Source organism: Arthrobacter sp. Soil_C_60, assembly GCF_057656375.1.
In genome coordinates this window covers 316,546-333,063 of the sequence record NZ_JBDGKM010000003.1, presented here as the reverse complement: position 1 = coordinate 333,063, position 16,518 = coordinate 316,546, and the positions used below count along the sequence as shown (strand labels likewise).

The 16,518-nt window shown below is 60.8% G+C and carries 13 protein-coding genes; 3 read left to right on the top strand and 10 right to left on the bottom strand.

The annotated features are described in order from the left end of the window. The first annotated feature begins 33 nt into the window (after window positions 1-33). Window positions 34-921, top strand: a complete 888-nt coding sequence (locus tag AC3A4M_RS08340; RefSeq protein ID WP_498735179.1) for an EamA family transporter — start codon at window positions 34-36, stop codon at window positions 919-921. 164 nt (window positions 922-1,085) lie between these two features. Here AC3A4M_RS08340 and AC3A4M_RS08335 read toward each other — a convergent pair whose 3' ends face one another. From AC3A4M_RS08335 to AC3A4M_RS08300, 8 genes are read right to left on the bottom strand one after another with little or no spacing between them, the layout of a single operon-like run. Then, on the bottom strand, window positions 1,086-1,595 hold the full coding sequence (locus AC3A4M_RS08335) for a heme-degrading domain-containing protein (RefSeq protein WP_498735177.1): 510 nt from the start codon (window positions 1,593-1,595) through the stop codon (window positions 1,086-1,088). After that, window positions 1,596-2,645, bottom strand: coding sequence for an L-glyceraldehyde 3-phosphate reductase (gene mgrA, locus AC3A4M_RS08330; RefSeq protein ID WP_498735175.1), 1,050 nt, complete (start codon window positions 2,643-2,645; stop codon window positions 1,596-1,598). It abuts the gene before it with no gap. 45 nt (window positions 2,646-2,690) lie between these two features. Beyond that, window positions 2,691-3,317, bottom strand: a complete 627-nt coding sequence (locus AC3A4M_RS08325; RefSeq protein ID WP_498735174.1) for a bifunctional 4-hydroxy-2-oxoglutarate aldolase/2-dehydro-3-deoxy-phosphogluconate aldolase — start codon at window positions 3,315-3,317, stop codon at window positions 2,691-2,693. Further along, window positions 3,305-4,048 carry an IclR family transcriptional regulator gene (locus AC3A4M_RS08320; RefSeq protein ID WP_498735173.1) on the bottom strand — a complete coding sequence of 248 codons (744 nt, stop codon included), beginning with the start codon at window positions 4,046-4,048 and terminating at the stop codon, window positions 3,305-3,307. The genes AC3A4M_RS08325 and AC3A4M_RS08320 overlap by 13 nt, the downstream gene beginning before the upstream one ends. A 7-nt stretch (window positions 4,049-4,055) precedes the next feature. Continuing rightward, on the bottom strand, window positions 4,056-4,967 hold the full coding sequence (locus AC3A4M_RS08315) for a sugar kinase (protein WP_498735171.1): 912 nt from the start codon (window positions 4,965-4,967) through the stop codon (window positions 4,056-4,058). After that, entirely contained in the window at window positions 4,939-6,444 is a 1,506-nt protein-coding gene (locus AC3A4M_RS08310) for a tripartite tricarboxylate transporter permease (RefSeq protein ID WP_498735169.1), read from the bottom strand. The genes AC3A4M_RS08315 and AC3A4M_RS08310 overlap by 29 nt, the downstream gene beginning before the upstream one ends. Further along, complete coding sequence (locus tag AC3A4M_RS08305) at window positions 6,441-6,947, bottom strand: tripartite tricarboxylate transporter TctB family protein (protein ID WP_498735574.1); 507 nt, start codon at window positions 6,945-6,947, stop codon at window positions 6,441-6,443. The genes AC3A4M_RS08310 and AC3A4M_RS08305 overlap by 4 nt, the downstream gene beginning before the upstream one ends. A 14-nt stretch (window positions 6,948-6,961) precedes the next feature. Then, window positions 6,962-7,807, bottom strand: a complete 846-nt coding sequence (locus AC3A4M_RS08300; RefSeq protein ID WP_498735167.1) for a tripartite tricarboxylate transporter substrate binding protein — start codon at window positions 7,805-7,807, stop codon at window positions 6,962-6,964. A gap of 507 nt (window positions 7,808-8,314) precedes the next feature. On the opposite strand from AC3A4M_RS08300, the gene AC3A4M_RS08295 reads away from it, so the two are divergent. Both AC3A4M_RS08295 and AC3A4M_RS08290 read left to right on the top strand, forming a co-directional pair. Continuing rightward, window positions 8,315-8,887, top strand: coding sequence for an MOSC domain-containing protein (locus AC3A4M_RS08295; protein ID WP_498735165.1), 573 nt, complete (start codon window positions 8,315-8,317; stop codon window positions 8,885-8,887). 562 nt (window positions 8,888-9,449) lie between these two features. After that, window positions 9,450-10,331, top strand: coding sequence for a hypothetical protein (locus AC3A4M_RS08290; RefSeq protein ID WP_498735163.1), 882 nt, complete (start codon window positions 9,450-9,452; stop codon window positions 10,329-10,331). A gap of 78 nt (window positions 10,332-10,409) precedes the next feature. On the opposite strand, the gene AC3A4M_RS08285 is transcribed toward AC3A4M_RS08290, so the two are convergent. Further along, complete coding sequence (locus tag AC3A4M_RS08285) at window positions 10,410-11,330, bottom strand: restriction endonuclease (RefSeq protein WP_498735161.1); 921 nt, start codon at window positions 11,328-11,330, stop codon at window positions 10,410-10,412. 347 nt (window positions 11,331-11,677) lie between these two features. Continuing rightward, on the bottom strand, window positions 11,678-16,480 hold the full coding sequence (locus AC3A4M_RS08280) for a DEAD/DEAH box helicase (RefSeq protein ID WP_498735160.1): 4,803 nt from the start codon (window positions 16,478-16,480) through the stop codon (window positions 11,678-11,680). Window positions 16,481-16,518 lie beyond the last annotated feature (38 nt).

Genomic DNA, 16,518 nt, shown 5'->3' with positions numbered 1-16,518 from the left:
ACGTGAATAGAGGATTCCGGTTCTACTAGTGGGATGACAACTGCGCTCCGCATCTCCGGCACGACCTCCGGCACCGCCATGGCGTTCGCCGCCATGTGCTGCGTTCAGATAGGCCTGGCCGTTTCTGTCGGACTCGTTGACCGGCTCGGCGCCGGAGGCGTCGCATGGCTCCGCCTGGCGTGGGCGGCCGTGATCCTGGTTGCCATCGCACGCCCCTGGCGGATCCGCTTCAGCCCCGCGGCGTTGCGCACCTGCGTCCTGCTCGGCGTCGCCACGGCCGGCATGACCATTCTGTTCATGGCAGCAGCCGAACGGCTGCCCTTGGGCACCGCCGTCGCGCTGGAGTTCCTCGGCCCGCTGGGCGTGGCCTTGGTGCGCGGACGGGGGGTGTCGCGGCTGTGGGCACTGGTAGCCGGCGCGGGCGTCGTCGCGCTGACCGAACCCTGGCATGGCCAGACCGACGGTCTGGGCGTGCTCTTCGCGCTGGGCGCGGCCCTCTGCTGGGCGGCCTACATCCTCCTGACCCAGCGGGCGGGCGACGCCGCCGAAGGACTGGGCGCCCTGGCCGTGTCCATGCCGGTCGCGGCGCTCGTCGCAACCTTTACGGTGGGGCCGGAAGCGTTCGCCCACCTCGACTGGCGCCTGCTGCTGGCCGGCGTCGGACTTGCGCTCCTGCTGCCAGTAGTGCCGTTCAGCCTCGAACTGCTGGCCCTGCGCCGGCTCACCGCCGCGGCCTTCGGCACGCTGATGTGCCTGGAACCGGCCATCGGCATGGTCGTCGGCCTCGCCTTCCTCGGCCAGGTGCCCAGTCCCTTCGCGATCCTCGGGATCGCCCTCGTCATCGCCGCCGGCATCGGCGCCACCCGCACCGGAAACCGCCCTCCTGTTACCACCAGCCCCGAAACCCTGCCCGTCACATAAGTGAAGACAGCCGTCTGATTCGCACCTTAGTCAGAGGTTGCCCTGACGCTGCAAGTGCGGGCACGGGGAGCGGTGGGCGCGGTGCGCTTTGACATCCCGGAACTGATCAACTCACAACCGGTCAAGCAGTGGAAGGCCTGCTCGATGGCAGGCCTTCCGGCGGATCACGGGTCGGTGCGCGTGCTGGGAGCACCCGGCGCAGATCCTTCGGACAGAAACGCCCGCAGTTGTTGGACCAAGAAGGCGTGATCGTCCTTTTGGGGCAGGCCGGAAACCCCGACTGTTCCGACGACGAGTCCAGAGCCCTGAAGCCGGATGGGGAACACTCCGCCATTAGCCGCGTAGCGCTGGGACGACAGACGTGAATCTTCCTCGAAGACGCGGCCGAGGACCCGGAAGTCCTCGCCAACTCCCATGGAGCTGCGTTCAAAGTGCGTGACGACGGCCGCTTTGCGTTCGAGCCACGCGTCATTGTCGGGGGTTGCCCCCGGCAGAGCCGTGTGGAAGACCTGTTGCGCACCCAGTCTGATACCGATAACCAGCGGCAGTTGCTGTGCCAACGCTGCCGCGCGCATCTCGCAGCCCAGACGCCAAGCATCGTGACGGTCAAAGGAGGGGAACTGCAAATCGCGCTCGTCGTCTTGAATCTGGTTATAGAAGGCGGTGTCCGTCATTTAGGCCTCGCTCGATACGGTCCAGAGGTTGAGTCCGCCGTCCCGCGCGTACTCGTCAATGAGTGACAGCTCTTCATCCGAGAATGGCGGGCTCTGTAAGGCCTTGACCGTGTCGTCCAGTTGCTCGGGCCTGCTGGCGCCTACCAGCACGGAGGAGATCCTGGTATCTTTCAGAACCCAGGCAACGGCCATGTGCGCCAGCGATTGTCCCCGATCCTCTGCGATTCTGGCTAAAGCACGGGCACGGTCAAGGTTCTCCTGGGATAGCATGCCGTCCTTCAGCGTCTTGCCTTGGGTAGCGCGGGAGCCGGCAGGCACACCATCCAGGTACTTGCCCGTGAGCAACCCTTGGGCGAGAACCGAGAAGGCGATGCATCCGACACCTGAGTCTGCCAAAACGTCTAGGAGGTTAGGATCCCCCTCCTCCACCCATCTATTCAGGAGCGAGTAGGAGGGTTGGTGGATGAGCAGCGGCGTACCAAGCTCCCTCAGGGCGGCAACGATCTCTTGCGTGCGGCTCGGGGAGTATGAGGAGACACCGGCATAGAGTGCCTTGCCCTGACGAACTGCAGTATCGAGGGCGGCGGCTGTTTCCTCCACAGGCGTCTCCGGGTCGAAGCGATGGCTGTAGTAAATATCCACGTAGTCCATCCCAAGGTTTTCAAGGGATCGGTCCAGCGCGGCAAGCAGGTGCTTGCGGGAGCTGCCCCCGCCGTACGGGCCGGGCGAGAATGCATAACCAGCCTTTGTCGACACTACGATTTCGTCACGCAGGCCGCGGAAGTCTTCGGACAGGATTCGTCCGGCGTTGCGTTCTGATGCTCCTGCCGGAGGCCCGTAACCGTCTGCGAGGTCGAAGTGGGTGATGCCCAGATCGAAGGCCCGTCGAACGATGGCACGCTGTCGGTCGATAGGGGTGTCATCGCCGAAATTGTGCCACATGCCCAGGGAAATAGCGGGCAGTTTGAGCCCGCTAGTCCCGACTCGGCGGTAAGGCATCGTGTCATACCGGGTGGGGTCCGGGACGTAGCGGCCTGTGGTGTTTTGCATGGATGTATGTCCTTGTCCTTGTAGTTTCTGGGGAATCTGCTCCGCTTACGGCGTATGGGTAGAGGCAGCCGGCATAAGTTCTGCCAGCAGGTCGAACTGGGCCGGGTCTTCGAGTGCGGAGCCAACGGCAACGACGTCTGCACCCGCTGCCAGGTATGCGGCAGCATTGCTCCCATTGATGCCACCGGTGGCGACGATGCGGATGTCGGGGAAGGGCCCCCTCATGCCTTGGAACCAGGAGAGCCCGAGGCTGACCGCGGGAAATGCCTTGACCCAGCGCATCCCGTGGCCGGCAGCGAGTTGCACTTCCGAGGCCGTTGCCACTCCGGGCAGGTGGGCCAGACCGGCCTCGATACTGGCCTGTGCCAAAGTGAGATCGAGGCCGGGTGCCACGGTGAAGCCTGCCCCGGCAGCCACCGCCTGCTCCAGGCGCTCCAAGCTGGTGACGGTGCCCGCGCCCACGACGCGGCCGCCGGCACGGCCCGCAGTGACAGTTGCAGCCAAAGCCTCGACCGCTGAAGGGGACTGAACCGGAACTTCCACACAGTCGATACCAAGTTCCCAGGCACGGGTGGCCAATTCGACTGTCCGCTCAGGCGTATAGCCGCGGAGGATGGCCATGACTGATGTGCCGGTGAACGTGCGGTCAAAGAGGTCGTCTACGGACGCCATCCCAACTCCTCGGAGATTGTTGTTGTTGTTGTTCTCAGTGCTGGCAATAACTGTGCGAGGTCGTGCATGGTTGCCCGTGCTTTGAGTGCTGTAATGGACACGGCTCCGGTAACCTGCCCCGTGGCATCCCTCAGTGGCATGGCGACGCAGTTTACGAAGTCTTCGTACTCGCCGTCGTCGACCGCAAAACCCTGCTCCCGGATCTCGGCTAGTTGCTGGAGAAATTCTTCGCGTGAGGTGATCGTCGTGGAGGTGTAAGGGGCGAAGTCAGTGCTGTCCAGGACGTGCTCCACGAAGCCAGGCTCGCGGTAGGCGAGGATGGCCTTGCCTACCCCGGATGTGTGGATGGTAACCGGGTGACCTATCTGCGAGTACAGCCGCACCATGCCCGGCTGCTCGATTTTGTCGGCGTAAACGATGGTTCTGCCTTGGACCGCGGCCAAGTGCACCGTATGTCCGCACCGGCTTCCAAGCGCCTGTAGATGAGGGTGGGCGATGTTGGCCAGGTCGAACTGCTCCAGAGCGAGGTTTGCCAGTCCGGCGAGTCGATAGCCGACGCCGTAGCGCCCGTCTTCTCGCCGCCGTGTCAGTCCACTGTCGGTGAGAGTCTGCAGGGTGCGCAGAGCGGTGGAACGGTGAATCTCGAAGTGCGCGGCAACCTCGCTCGGTGTGCGCGGTTGGACACTGACGTACTCGAGGATTTCGATGGCGCGCTGAATGCTTTGTGACATAGCCCCACTACACCAGATCGAAGTCTTGAACACTGGACAAGGCCCGGGCGGCGAGAGCGTGCCCGAGCATCAACCGCTCGCCGGCCTGTTCACCGGCGAGCAGGCCCGAAAGGTAGCCAGCGGCGAAAGCATCGCCGGCTCCTACTACTTCTACGACGTCGACGGCGCGTGCAGGCATGAAAACGGCTCCCGCCGCCGAAACGTCCGTGGCTCCTATTGCCCCGTCCTTCACCACCAAGTGCTGCGGACCCAGGGCACCGTACAATTCGTTGGCGTCGCCCGTGCCCCATAGCGTTTCGGCCTCGTCCCTGCCCACGAACACGATATCGGCGCGTCCGGCAAACTCCGCGAGCACCGGAGCGGCTTCCTTCGCGCTCCACAGGCCGGGCCTGTGGTTGACGTCGAAGGACACCAGCGTGCCGTTGGCCTTGGCGGCTGTGAAGGCTGATGCAAGTAAGTCGCGGCAGCTGAGGGAAAGCCCGGCGGTGATGCCTGAGAGGTGCAGCAGCGGTAACGCCTGCCAATCAATCTTCTCGAGAATATCCGGCCCCATCCGCGACGCGGCCGAATTTGAACGGTAGTAGTAAACGCTGGTGGTTGACCCACCGGGGTCCTTGAAGTACACACCCGTCGGGGCAGTGGGATCTGTGTCGACGAGCGAGGTGTCGACCCCGTGCGCAGCCAGTTGTCGTAGCAGGCGCCTGCCCAAGGGGTCGTTGCCGACACGGCTCAACCAAGCCGAGCGGTATCCCTGTCCAGCAAGGTAGAGGGCCACGGTAGATTCCGCGCCCCCGGCAGACACGACAAAACTCTCCGCGGTCTCAAGAGGCTCGGCCTCGGACGGCGTGACGAGGGCCATGGTTTCACCAAGGCACAGGACGGAGGGCCTGTTACCGGAGGGCTTCAGTGGCTTGTGCATCAAGCTTCCTCGCTTTCGTCTTCGAACGGAGCCAAGGCAGCAGCACAGCGCCCAGACTAAGGACAATGAGTCCGACGGCGATGGGACTGGTGAAAATTGTTCCGAGACCGTCGATGACGAGCGCGCGTCGCAGATTGCTCTCGGCCAGCGGGCCAAGGATAAGGCCCAGCACCATGGGGCCCGCAGGGAAACCAAATCTGCGCATGAGCAAGCCGACGACGCCGAAACACAGCATGAGGACGACGTCGAAGACGCTGCTCTGAACCGCGTACGTCCCCACGATGCAGAAGGAGATGATGATTGTCGTCAGATACTGCTGCGGCAGGGCAAGCAGCTTGACCACGCCCTGCATCCGCACGAGGGCGAGGGCCAGGGCCAGCAACGTCGCCACCACCATAATGGTCGCAAGGCTGTAAACGAGGTCGGGGGACTCTACGAACAAAGCCGGACCGGGCTGCAGTCCCCAGATGATCATGGAACCGATCATCACCGCCATCACCGAGTCGCCGGGTACGCCTAGGGCGAGCGTGGTGGTGACGGAGCCGCCCATGGTCGCTGTGCTTGCGCTGTCGGCGGCCGCCAGGCCCTCGAGCGAGCCTCGACCGAACTTCTCCGGGTGCTTGGAGGCGCGTTTCGCCTGCGCCCAGGCTATGACGCCGGCGATGTCTCCGCCCGCTGCGGGGACGACACCCACGACGGCTCCCACCCCCGTCCCAATAGCTGAAGGCTTGACCAGTTCGCGCCGTTGGAGTTTGGTGGGCCACCATGCCCCGAGCTGGGTGATCGGCGCAGGTGTCTTCTTGGACCGTGTCTCGGCGAGCTGGTTGAAGAGCTCCGCGATCCCGAACAGTCCGATGATGGCAGCGATGAACGGCACTCCGGAACTCAGTTCCGCAAATCCCAAGGTGAACCGTTGGTCGCCTGTGATGGGATCGCGTCCTATCGTGCCCAGCAGAAGTCCGGCGGCTCCAGCAACCAGGCCGCGCAGAACGTTGCTGCCTGAAACACCGACCATCATCGTGAGACCGAACACGACGAGGGCAAACATTTCGGCCGGTCCGAACCGGAGAGCAACCGAAGCAAGAGGCTGGGCCGCGAGCACGAGGATGAGAATCCCGGCGAGGGAGCCCACCGCGGAGACCAAGGCAGAGCTGGTGAGGGCGATGCCGGCCTTGCCCTGCTTGGCCAATGGGTAGCCATCGAAGGTTGACGCGATGGAGGCCGGGGTGCCCGGCGTGTTCACGAGGATGGCAGGGACGCGGTCTCCGAATTGTGCTGCAACGTAGATGGACAGCAGGACGGCAAGGCCTTGCAGCGGTTCCAGCGTGAGTGTGAATCCTGCTGCCAGGGCAACGGCCATCGTTGCTGTGATTCCCGGCACCGCACCGACCAAGGTGCCCAGAAGCACGCCGGCGAGCAGGCACAGGCCGATGGTCGGATCAAGGAGAGCGGTGGCGCCCTCGACCAGCGCGTTCACAGCGGAACCTGCAGCAGCATTCCGAACAGCCCGTAAAGCACGGCTGCCGTTAGGACGGGAAAGACCGCCAAGGCTTTCACCCCTCGCCCGCCGGTGATGAACATCAGGGCACTGAGGAAGACGACGGTAACCGGAAGGAAGTGGAAGAATCGCCAGGCGAAACCGTAGAGGATGATAGCGGTGACGACGGCTCCCAACCGCCGAAGCCCGTGCGGGCTCACTCGCTGCTCCGGCAACGGCTCAGGTTGCCTGAAAGCCAGCAATGCGATGGCGAAGGCGCCAGCTACGAGCGTGCCACCCAGCACGGTGGGCCACCATCCCGGACCGATGGACCCATCCGAAGCAAACAACTCCAGGTTGTGAATGGGCAGCACCAGTGCGCCGCCAACCAGGGCCACCGAAAGTGCCACGAGAACGCCGCGCGCATTGAATCCCTTGGTTCGCTGTGGAGACTCCCCGGGGGCAGCGGAGCTGTTACCTGGAATCCCGACCGAGGTTCCCATCACGGGCGTGTCCTTCATGACCCGGCTTCGAGCAACTTGGCGAAGCGGTTGCTCTCGGCATCAACGAACTCCGCTGTCTCCGCCGCGGGACGGTAGAGCGGCAAATTGCCGCCCTTCTCAATGAAGGAGACGTAAGCATCTGACGAAGCCGCCTTCTCCAGAGACTCCTCCAGAGTGCCCGCAACGTCCGGGTCGAGGCCGGTTGGGGCAGCTACTGCCGCCCAGCTGCCGATGACCACGTCCTGCCCCTGCTCGATTGCCGTCGGCACATCCGGGAGGACAGGAGCGCGTTCCTCGGTGAAGACAGCCAGCACTCTCAAACGGCCGTCTTTGTGGGCGGGAGCGGTCTCGCCAATGCCTGCAACAACCGCATCAACTTGACCGCCTGTCGCAGCCGTTACCGCGGGGGCACCGCCGTCGAACGGGACATTTTTGAACTTCACGCCCGAGACGCTGCCCAGTTCGGTCGCCCCCAGCTCCCAGATGGAACCCGGCCCGGCGTTGGAAACGGCCACGCTGCCCGGATCGTTCTTAGCTGCCTGGACGAGGTCCTCCAAGGTACGGAACGGGCTGTTGGCGGGGACAGCTATGGTTCCGGGCTGAGAATTCGCCTGTCCGAGGAAATCGTAGTCGGTGGGATCGATGTCGTATCCCTGGTGCCCCAGCAGGCTGACTTCCACGGGCAGGACAGCGATGGTGTAACCGTCGGCAGCCTGACCTGCGAGATGCTCCATACCCACGCTGCCGGAGCCGCCGGGGCGATTCTCCACAACTATGGAAACACCCAGGTCCTTCTCCATCTCGGTGGCAAGTGTACGGGCGGTGAGGTCGGTCGCGCCTCCTGCGGAAGTTGGCGTCATGAATGTGATCGTCTCCGAAGGAAAGTCATCTCCGGACGCCGCAGCTCCATTGCGGTCGGCGCATCCTGTAGTGGTCATCAAGGTGGTGAGGGCGGCAGCACTTGCGATAGTGCTCCAGCGTCGTGTCGTTCGAGGGGGCATTTCATCCTCTTCTATCTTGTTGCATATATTGCAACACTGCTGTGTATGTTGCACAAGCATAAGTGCCATGTGACTGCTGTGACAAGAGTCACCTCGATTTTGTTTAGGCAAGCATCACGACGAGTGGACCGGAATTGACTCATTTGGGAACACTTACCAGGAATGCCGATGGCAGGAAGAGCAACGACACCGAGTGCTACTGCGTTCAGGAACCCGCACTGCCACGCCACGCAGGCAATGTCTTCAGCCTTCGTCTTGCTTGGCACCTATAGCGAACCTCTCGCGGTCGCCATCAGGCGAGATACGCATGTGGCAGGGCTTGGCGGCGCCGTACGTGTCTTGGGGGCTACGCCTAAGCTTGAGGGCATGACGGTGACCTACAGGTACAGCGTGGAGATCCTGCACCTGCTGGTGTCATCGGGCCATGCCTACTTCGGCAGGGCCAACGACGGCGCCGCCAGCGTTCCCACGTCGGATCTCGACCGGGTCGAGGTGGTTGCAGGCAAAGGCATCGTGGGCGACAGATTCTTCGGCAAGGCAGCACATAGGGATGCAGCCGTCACGCTGATGGCCGTCGAATCCCTCGAAGCCATTGCAGCTGAACTCGAGGTCTCGCCGTTTGACCCGCTCTTGACGCGGCGCAACATAGTCCTGCGCGGCGCCCACCTGGCTCCGCTGATCGGCGAAGAATTCGCTGTGGAATCCCGTGGGGAAATCGTGCGGCTCTGGGGCGGACGGCACGCCCATCCCTGCGTCTGGATGGATCGTATGCTTGCTCCCGGCGCCCATGCCGCGATGCGCGGACGAGGAGGCCTGCGCTGCCAGCCGCTGTCGGACGGCGTCCTCCACCGCGGACCAGCCGTGCTGCTCAGCCCAGTCCCCCTCCAACCCGAACAAGCCGGCGCAGCCGCTCGGCTGAGACCCGGGCGACTGCCCTAACGCATCGAGCGCTGAAGTGCGGCGGCACGGACGTTCACCTCGCCCCCGGGAACTAACCACAGACGCTGAATGTTTGGAGACACTACTGGACGACGGGCCGGCCCCCGAAGAATCACCGACTTCCCTGAAGTCCAGCGAAAGGCCATCTTTCCTGATGTTGAGAAGAACGGTCGCGAGACAGGTATATGAGACAAGCCGGGTCTTGGAATTCAAGTTCGAGCGCACATGATCTAAGTCCGCCCCCTCGTCTTGATAAAGGATCCTTAGTTGAGACGGTGTCAGTCCCAGAAGTCGTCTGCACGGAAATCCCGCTCATCCTTCCAGAGCCCGGGAGGATATGCAGGTCGAGCGCCTGGCCGTCGCGTAAACCGGTGAGGGAATGAACCTCTTGGAGCAGCTTGCCGTCCTCTGCCGCGCGATCAAGCAGAGAAAAATCACCGGGTAGCCCGATGAAGAGGCGTGAATGTGGATTCTCACATCTGGGCACTAATCCCTAAGCACGTTCCGACCTAGTCACATTCCACGACCTGTAGGGGGGCAAGTCTCCTGCAAGAATGATGCGATGAGCACTTACGACTTCTACACAGATCGCGTCACTGGCCGGGCGCCCAGGACGCGGGAAGAGCTGCCGCCGGCCACCGTTACGGCTCTCCATGCCTTGGTAACAAGCAAGGTTGACACCAACTGGTTCGCCAAGTTATATCCGGTTCGATGCGAAGACGGTAAGGGGATTACAGACACCAATCGTGGGGCTCTGTGGGATAACGCTCGAGGGCATATTCCTGACCTCCCTGAGCACATCGGGGGAAGATGGGACCAATCCGACGGTGTCCTGTTTGATCTGCTGGAGTATGCAGCACAACGGATCTCCGAACCGAGTGAGGAGAGGTGGCATTCTTTTTTCAACCACTACGAGTTGAGCTTTGATCAACAGGCTGGACAAAAGGCGTTCCGGACGGAAGTCAATCAAATCCTGCGTCGCGGTGGGACAGTCTATGAGATCAACGAGGATCTGCAGATTGTTCGCTTTGGTTCGCCCTCTGTACGGAAGGTGGTCAAGGACCTCATCCCTATGTCTGGCGATGGCAAGCTCGATAAGGATTTGAGACAAGCCAGGGACCTATTTCAGTCCCGCCATGTCGACGACCGCACACTCGCCTTGGAGCGACTGTGGGATGGATTCGAGCGGCTGAAGACGATAGACATCCCGTCTGGGAACAAGAAGGCCAGTGCGACAGCCCTGCTTGGCCACATTGCAAGCCATGAGTTCAGGGCGTTCGTGGAGGCCGAAATGAAAATATTGACAGACTTCGGCAACCAGTTCACGATCCGCCACCACGAAACGGACAAGCACGTCGTTCCACCCGAGGCGCAGGACTATCTCTTTGTCCGTATGGGATCCTTAATCTCGTTCCTTCTCAGCGAAAGTAAGCGGCTGGGCTGAAGATAAGGCGCGGCAGATCCCAGTCACCGGTCGTGCCCAGAAAACGAGGCATCACAATCCGCCACCACTTGAGCGTAGTCACCCCATCAGGTGCCAAGCGGAGATAAGAATTTCCCCAGTCCTTGCCGCGTGCTGCCGCTTTCGAATTAAGAGCTCGGGTAATGGAATACGACCTTGAAGGACAGCCGCTAAATCTCCTCCATCTGCCAATATCACCGAGGGCCTTGACCCAACGCTGAATAGGTCTAAAGCATTGGGTTGGAAGGCGTTTATCGAGATGAAGAACCCCAGAGTGTTGTCTAGCTTGCGGTTTACCTTGCCCCGAAATGCTTCTAGGTCGGGTAGGGGAGTCGGAGCATCCTGCCATTTGGCTTCAAGTAGATACTCGGTCCCTTGAAAGGTAAAAGCACCATCTACCTGTTCACCATGGATCCTAAATGACCCCTTGACATCAAGGTCGAACGTTTGAAAAAGCTTTGCCAAGAGCTTCTCCAGCGCGTATCCCCGTGGCTGAGGCGCCAAATTGCGGAGTGATTCAAAAAGTAGATTCAGTTCACTCAGTTTGTCGGTAACTATTCGGCGAGCAGCCGCCATCTCTTGTGCCATAGCCCTGCGTTGGTCAGCCAAATCCGTCTCAGTGCGAAGCATTCGGTATGGCTCAACATATAGACATAACGTCTCTAGCGCTGCAACAGCCTCCTCATACTTGCGTTGCCCATCATCCACTCTCTTGAGCCACACGGGGTCCTGAACATCCGCTACGGCAAACAGAAGGCTGAGAAGGTTGTCAAAGTATTTGTGCTGGTCAGCATCCAGTAAACGCACTAAGTCCCGGACGATCTGACGTTTTACTTGCGAGAAGTCAAGATTCGCCACCAAAGTGCGATCACCTACTGCCGCGTCAAGGAATGTTCGAAGTTCTGGCTTGTACCAATAAATGGCGGTAAGCGCGTCTTGGAGTGGTGCAAGAACGGCAGGTGCAACGCGGCGGCTAGACATAATTCGATCATAGGTCCGCGTTAGGTGCCAGCATGATTCAGTGGTGGAGGGTTTGAGCCGCTTCGGGTACGGGGACGACATCTCCAGCACGATCTCTCCGCGCATTGCCCACCCTTGTTGGCACCTGATCCTTCGCCCATCCTGAACAGTGAGGCCAGGAACGCCGAACGGCACCTTTATGCGGCCGGAGCCTCCTTGCAGAATGCCTCAGACGCCGTTCTGACGGCCGCGGATAGACCCATCACTCAGCTTCCGACTTAAGGCTTTAGGATCGATGCCCAGATAGTCTGCTGCCTCGTTCGTAGACAGTGGCATTGATTCCCCTATCCACCATTCGTTCCATAGATTCACTCAAGTCCAAGGGTCGGCAGTCTATCCACAATGCGCATGGTCTCCAGACTCACGGTGACTATCCGGCCAAGCAGATCCCGAATGTACCTAGGCTGCTCATGTTCCCTGGCCCAATCGTTGGGGTCATTTGTGATGCCGGAGGCCTTATCCGTCTTCACTTGGTATCGCTCGAGGATCCAGTCCACGGCGGAGCGGGAACCAAGCATGTACCGATGGGCTTCCTCGGGGATCCCTTCCAGCGTGATATTAGAGTTGTAGATGATGCGCGTCTTGTCCCATTTCCCAGCCTTGCCTGCATACTTCATCTTCACCACACGGTAGCGCTCATACTCGTCGTGCTCGAGGCCCAGTCCCGTCTCCCGTTCGGTCAGCGGGTAGGGCTCCACCACCTCGTAACCGGTATGCAGCTTGGCCAGCGCGCACCCCGCGGCGGCAAACGCTTGGAATCTGTCAGCCCCTGGGACTAGCGGGATCCGGGGCAACATCTTCTTCAAGTCGGTTGCAAAACGCTCTCGATACTCCGAAGAGTACAAGAGCCCGTAGGTGTAATAGAAGATGTCGTCCTTCGTCACAGCAGCCCCGTATGAGGAGCGGTAGTCCGCCAAGGCTGCATCCGTGATGTTGTCTACGCGGGTTGATGCCGGGGACAATTCCAGCTCCGCCAGAAGGTCGTCTTCATAGCTAGCGCTGATGTAGGTGTACCGGGAAAAGAACTGACCGGTATCTAGCAAGTGCAGGTCTGGGAGGCCATCGACCATCAAGGCTTCAAAGGTCGGATAGTGGGTCGCTGGCGAAGTGATGTAGAAGCCGAAGTTCTCGCTCTCCTGGGTTGGGAAGACGTTCCGAAGCTGGTACTGCCGCTCGTTCAGCTCTGGTTGAAAATGCACGTGCTGGGAGTTGAAAGGTCGATAGGCGGCCTTTCGGAGACCAGTGGCATCCACCGTTACAGCCTTGCCACGCTTTAAGGAGTTCCGGAGTCCTCCGCCCCAAGCAATTCGTGTCGGATCGTTGCTTACCTCTCCTCCTGAACTCTGGAGGACGAGCTGTTCCTTGTAGAAGTCGACCAGGGACTTCACATTGCTGCGAAGCTTGGGGAGCGATGAGTTGTAGACCCACGCATCTCGAGCTGTCGCTACTCCTCGAGTATGCATGTGGAAGAGACCGGGACCGCCGTCCTTCGCGCTGATAGGAGCGTATGTCTCGAACTCTTCATTGCGTTGGTTTATCCAGTCTCCGTTGACGTTGGGCCTGATCGATTCCCATTCAATGGTGGCAAGCGTACCCTCGTCAACGGTCGCGAGTTTTTGCTTGCGATCGAGGTAGTTACCTATGTCTCTGTAATTCAGCTGGCAGCCTTCCACGGGACCGGGTCTCTTGACTAAGAGGAGAATCGCCACGGTAGCTCGGGATCCAGAGTCGAAGATCTTCCCGCCCTCGCTTCGGCTTTGTTCGCCCGCAGTGCGCTGGTTGCCGCGGAGGTTGTAGACGTAGATCTCGTGGAATTCTTCCACCAGGGTTTTGCGAAGTCCATCGGCGGTGTTGCCATCGATGTAGCCCCCGTTGGAAACGTAGCAAACGACACCACCGTTGGGTGAGTTGAGGATGCGATTGGATGCCCAGCGGATGGCTCGAATGTAGGAGTCGTAGAGGGAGTTCTTATTCGTAGCCGTTGATTGAGCGGCGTAGGTAGTTCGAATCGATTCGTCGAGGGTGGGGTATTTGATGTTCGCGTTGTTGTCGTTGCCGCTGGTTTGACCCACGGAGTAGGGCGGGTTGCCGATGATGACGCGAATGTCGAGTTTGTTCTGGGCGGACGCGCGTTCGCTGTTGCTGGTGAAGACGTGTTCATCAAGGGTGTCGCCGTCTTCAGTCATCTGGAAAGTGTCGGTGAGTACGATGCCGTCGAACGGCACGTAGCCCACCGTCTCTGCGCCATCGTTGTTCTCCTTGGCCTGGTCTTCGAGGAGGCCATGGAGGGTAGCTTCAATGTTGATTGCCGCGATGTAATAGGCCATGAGCAGGATCTCGTTGGCGTGCAGCTCCTGTGTATATTTCCGCAACAGGTCAGCCGACTTGATGAGCCCGGACTGCAGGAGCCGGACAATGAACGTTCCGGTACCGGTGAAGGGGTCCAGGATGTGCACGCCCTCGTCGGAGACGGAAGCGCCGAATTCCTTTTTCAGCACGTCGTCGACGGCACGGATGATGAAGTCCACAACCTCAATCGGGGTATAGACGATCCCCAAAGATTCAGCGGTGCGAGGGAAGGCAAGTTTGAAGAAGCGTTCATACAGCTCCGTGACGATCTTCTGCTTGCCCTCGGCAGTGGTGATGCCCTCTGCTTTTACCCGTACCGACCGGTAGAAGTCCTCGAGTTTCTGGACCTCGGAGTCAAGGTTGTACCGGTCGAGAACCTCGACCATGGAATCCATGACCTGGGAGACGGGGTTGTGGGCTGCGAATGAGTAACCCTCGAAGAGGGCCTCGAACACCGGCTTGGTGATGAGGTGCTGGGAGAGCATGTCAATCGCGTCGGCCTCACCGATGGAGGCATTGAGGTTCCCTCGCAGTCCTTCCAGGAAGACCGCGAATTCCTCGCGGGCGCGCCGGTCGGGTCCGTCAAGGATGGACCGGATGCGGGTGGTGTGGCGGTCGGCGATGTCTTTTACATCCTTGGCCCAGTCTTCCCAGTAGCGGCGGTCTCCGACCTTGCGCACCATGCGGGCGTAGATCGCGTTGCGCCACGCGTCGGCGTTGGCCATGTGGAACAGGGCCTCGGTGCCCGCTCCCCCGTCTGTGTCCCCGTCGGTGCCCGTGCCGTCGAAGTCCGAGCCGTAGGGGTTAGCCACGGTGATGATGTCGATCTTGTCGTTGGTGTTCCGGTTGAGGTCGAGCTTGTTGATCATTGCTTCGAACCGGTCATCGTGGGCTCGAAGGGCCTGGAGGACGTCCCAGACGACCTTGTACTTCTTGTTGTCGTTCAGTGCCGTCTCCGGGTCCTGGGAGGAAGGAACCGCGATGGGCAGGATGATGTACCCGTATTCCTTGCCTTCGGCCTTGCGCATCACCCGGCCTACGGACTGGACCACGTCTACCTGCGAGTTGCGAGGGTTGAGGAATAGCACAGCGTCCAGGGACGGAACGTCTACGCCTTCCGAAAGGCATTTGGCATTGGACAGGATCCGGCAGACATCTCCATCGGTGTCGTCCTTGAGCCAGTCGAGTTTCGCGGACCGCTCCAGCACATTGAACGTCCCGTCGACGTGCTCTGCTTCGAGTTTCAACGCCTCGGGGGCATCTTCGCCGCGGTTAACGAGCAGTTGCCGGCTCACGAGCTCGAACTCGGAGGCGAGCTTCTTAGATTCTTTGATGTTGCGGGCGAAGGCGACCGCCCGGCGCATCGGCTTCCCGTCGCCGATATCCAGCCGCTGCCCGTTCACGCCTCGCTTGGACAGCCCGTTCCAACAACCGACGATGCGTGCCGCGTCGTCCAGGTTCAGGTCGCCATTCTCCTCGAACAGTCCCTGGAAGGAGCGGGAGACCGCGTCTTCGTCGACGGCAAGTACCAGCACCTTGTAGTCGGCTAGGTGTCCCATCTCGACGGCTTTGCCGAAGCCGAGGTGGTGGAACTCCGGCCCGTACACCACCTCGTCGTCCATCGAGTACACGGTCACGTCGTCCTGGGCTGCCTTGGCCTTGGACTCCTGCACGTAGATCCGCGGGGTTGCCGTCATGTACAGGCGTTTGGCGGCCTTGAGGTAGTCCTGGTCGTGGACCCGGACGAACGCGGAATCGTCGTGTGTGGCCTCGGTGATGCCCGTGGAGCGGTGGGCTTCATCGCACAGCACCAGGTCGAAGTCCGGCAGTCCGTTCTGCTGTGCCTGGGCGATGACGTCAATGGACTGGTAGGTGGAGAAGACTACCGTCACGGCCTCCTGGCCCGTGCTGATCCGGGCACGGTTCAGCAGCTTCACCGGATCCGTGGTGGCAGGGAAGGCCAGATCATGGACGGATACGTCCTCATGCTCGCGCCGGCCGACTTTCGTGTCCGAGCAGACGGCCAACGGCCGCAACGGAACGGTTGCTTGTGCGGTCCACTCGTTCAACGTCTGCTGCAGCAGCGCGATCGATGGGACCAGGAACAGCACCGAGCCGCCCACCGGGACCATTTCCTCGACAATCTTTAGCGAGGTATAGGTCTTGCCGGTACCGCACGCCATGATCAGCTTGCCCCGGTCGTGGGTCTCGAAGCCGGCCTTCACGTCGTCGATGGCTTCGCGCTGGTACTTCCGCGGTTCTTTCCGCGGGGACTGGACCATCTCCTCCGGAGTGTCGAGACTGAACTGCGACCAGTCGATCGTCGAATCGGCCAGGTCCTGCAACCGGAGCCGGGTGACCGGCTTCGCCTGACCTTCCAGGGCATCCTCGGCGTGCTTAGACCAATGGTCCGTTGTGGACACAACCATGCCGTAGGAGAAAGCGAGTTTTCCGGCGGCGGTGAAGAAGGAATCGATCTGCTTCTTCTCCAGCGTGCGCTGCGGATCATAGAACTTGCACTGGATCGCAGTCAGCTCGCCGGTGTACCGGTCCCTGGCTACTAAATCGATGCCCGTGTCGACTTTCCCGTCCCGCCCCGGCCACTCATTCCATAGCCATACGTCGGCGAACTGGTCGGCGTACTTTGGCTCCAACTCCAGATACCGCTTGATCAGCCGCTCGAACTTCGAGCCTTTGTCCCGCTCGTCGGTAGCAGAGAAATACAGCTGGTCTAGGACCTGCCCAAAGGATGATGAAGCCATGGAACCATCTTTCCCCATGAAAGCGGAGAGTTCGTGCA

What these genes read in the sequence shown, in the direction of transcription:
- AC3A4M_RS08340 (WP_498735179.1), top strand. Translation starts at nt 34, where the DNA reads ATGACAACTGCGCTCCGCATCTCCGGCACGACCTCCGGCACCGCCATG.
- AC3A4M_RS08295 (WP_498735165.1), top strand. Translation starts at nt 8,315, where the DNA reads ATGACGGTGACCTACAGGTACAGCGTGGAGATCCTGCACCTGCTGGTG.
- AC3A4M_RS08320 (WP_498735173.1), bottom strand. Translation starts at nt 4,048, where the DNA reads ATGTCACAAAGCATTCAGCGCGCCATCGAAATCCTCGAGTACGTCAGT.
- AC3A4M_RS08300 (WP_498735167.1), bottom strand. Translation starts at nt 7,807, where the DNA reads ATGACGCCAACTTCCGCAGGAGGCGCGACCGACCTCACCGCCCGTACA.
- AC3A4M_RS08335 (WP_498735177.1), bottom strand. Translation starts at nt 1,595, where the DNA reads ATGACGGACACCGCCTTCTATAACCAGATTCAAGACGACGAGCGCGAT.
- AC3A4M_RS08325 (WP_498735174.1), bottom strand. Translation starts at nt 3,317, where the DNA reads ATGGCGTCCGTAGACGACCTCTTTGACCGCACGTTCACCGGCACATCA.
- AC3A4M_RS08290 (WP_498735163.1), top strand. Translation starts at nt 9,450, where the DNA reads ATGAGCACTTACGACTTCTACACAGATCGCGTCACTGGCCGGGCGCCC.
- mgrA (WP_498735175.1), bottom strand. Translation starts at nt 2,645, where the DNA reads ATGCAAAACACCACAGGCCGCTACGTCCCGGACCCCACCCGGTATGAC.
- AC3A4M_RS08315 (WP_498735171.1), bottom strand. Translation starts at nt 4,967, where the DNA reads ATGCACAAGCCACTGAAGCCCTCCGGTAACAGGCCCTCCGTCCTGTGC.
- AC3A4M_RS08285 (WP_498735161.1), bottom strand. Translation starts at nt 11,330, where the DNA reads ATGTCTAGCCGCCGCGTTGCACCTGCCGTTCTTGCACCACTCCAAGAC.
- AC3A4M_RS08305 (WP_498735574.1), bottom strand. Translation starts at nt 6,947, where the DNA reads ATGGGAACCTCGGTCGGGATTCCAGGTAACAGCTCCGCTGCCCCCGGG.
- AC3A4M_RS08280 (WP_498735160.1), bottom strand. Translation starts at nt 16,480, where the DNA reads ATGGCTTCATCATCCTTTGGGCAGGTCCTAGACCAGCTGTATTTCTCT.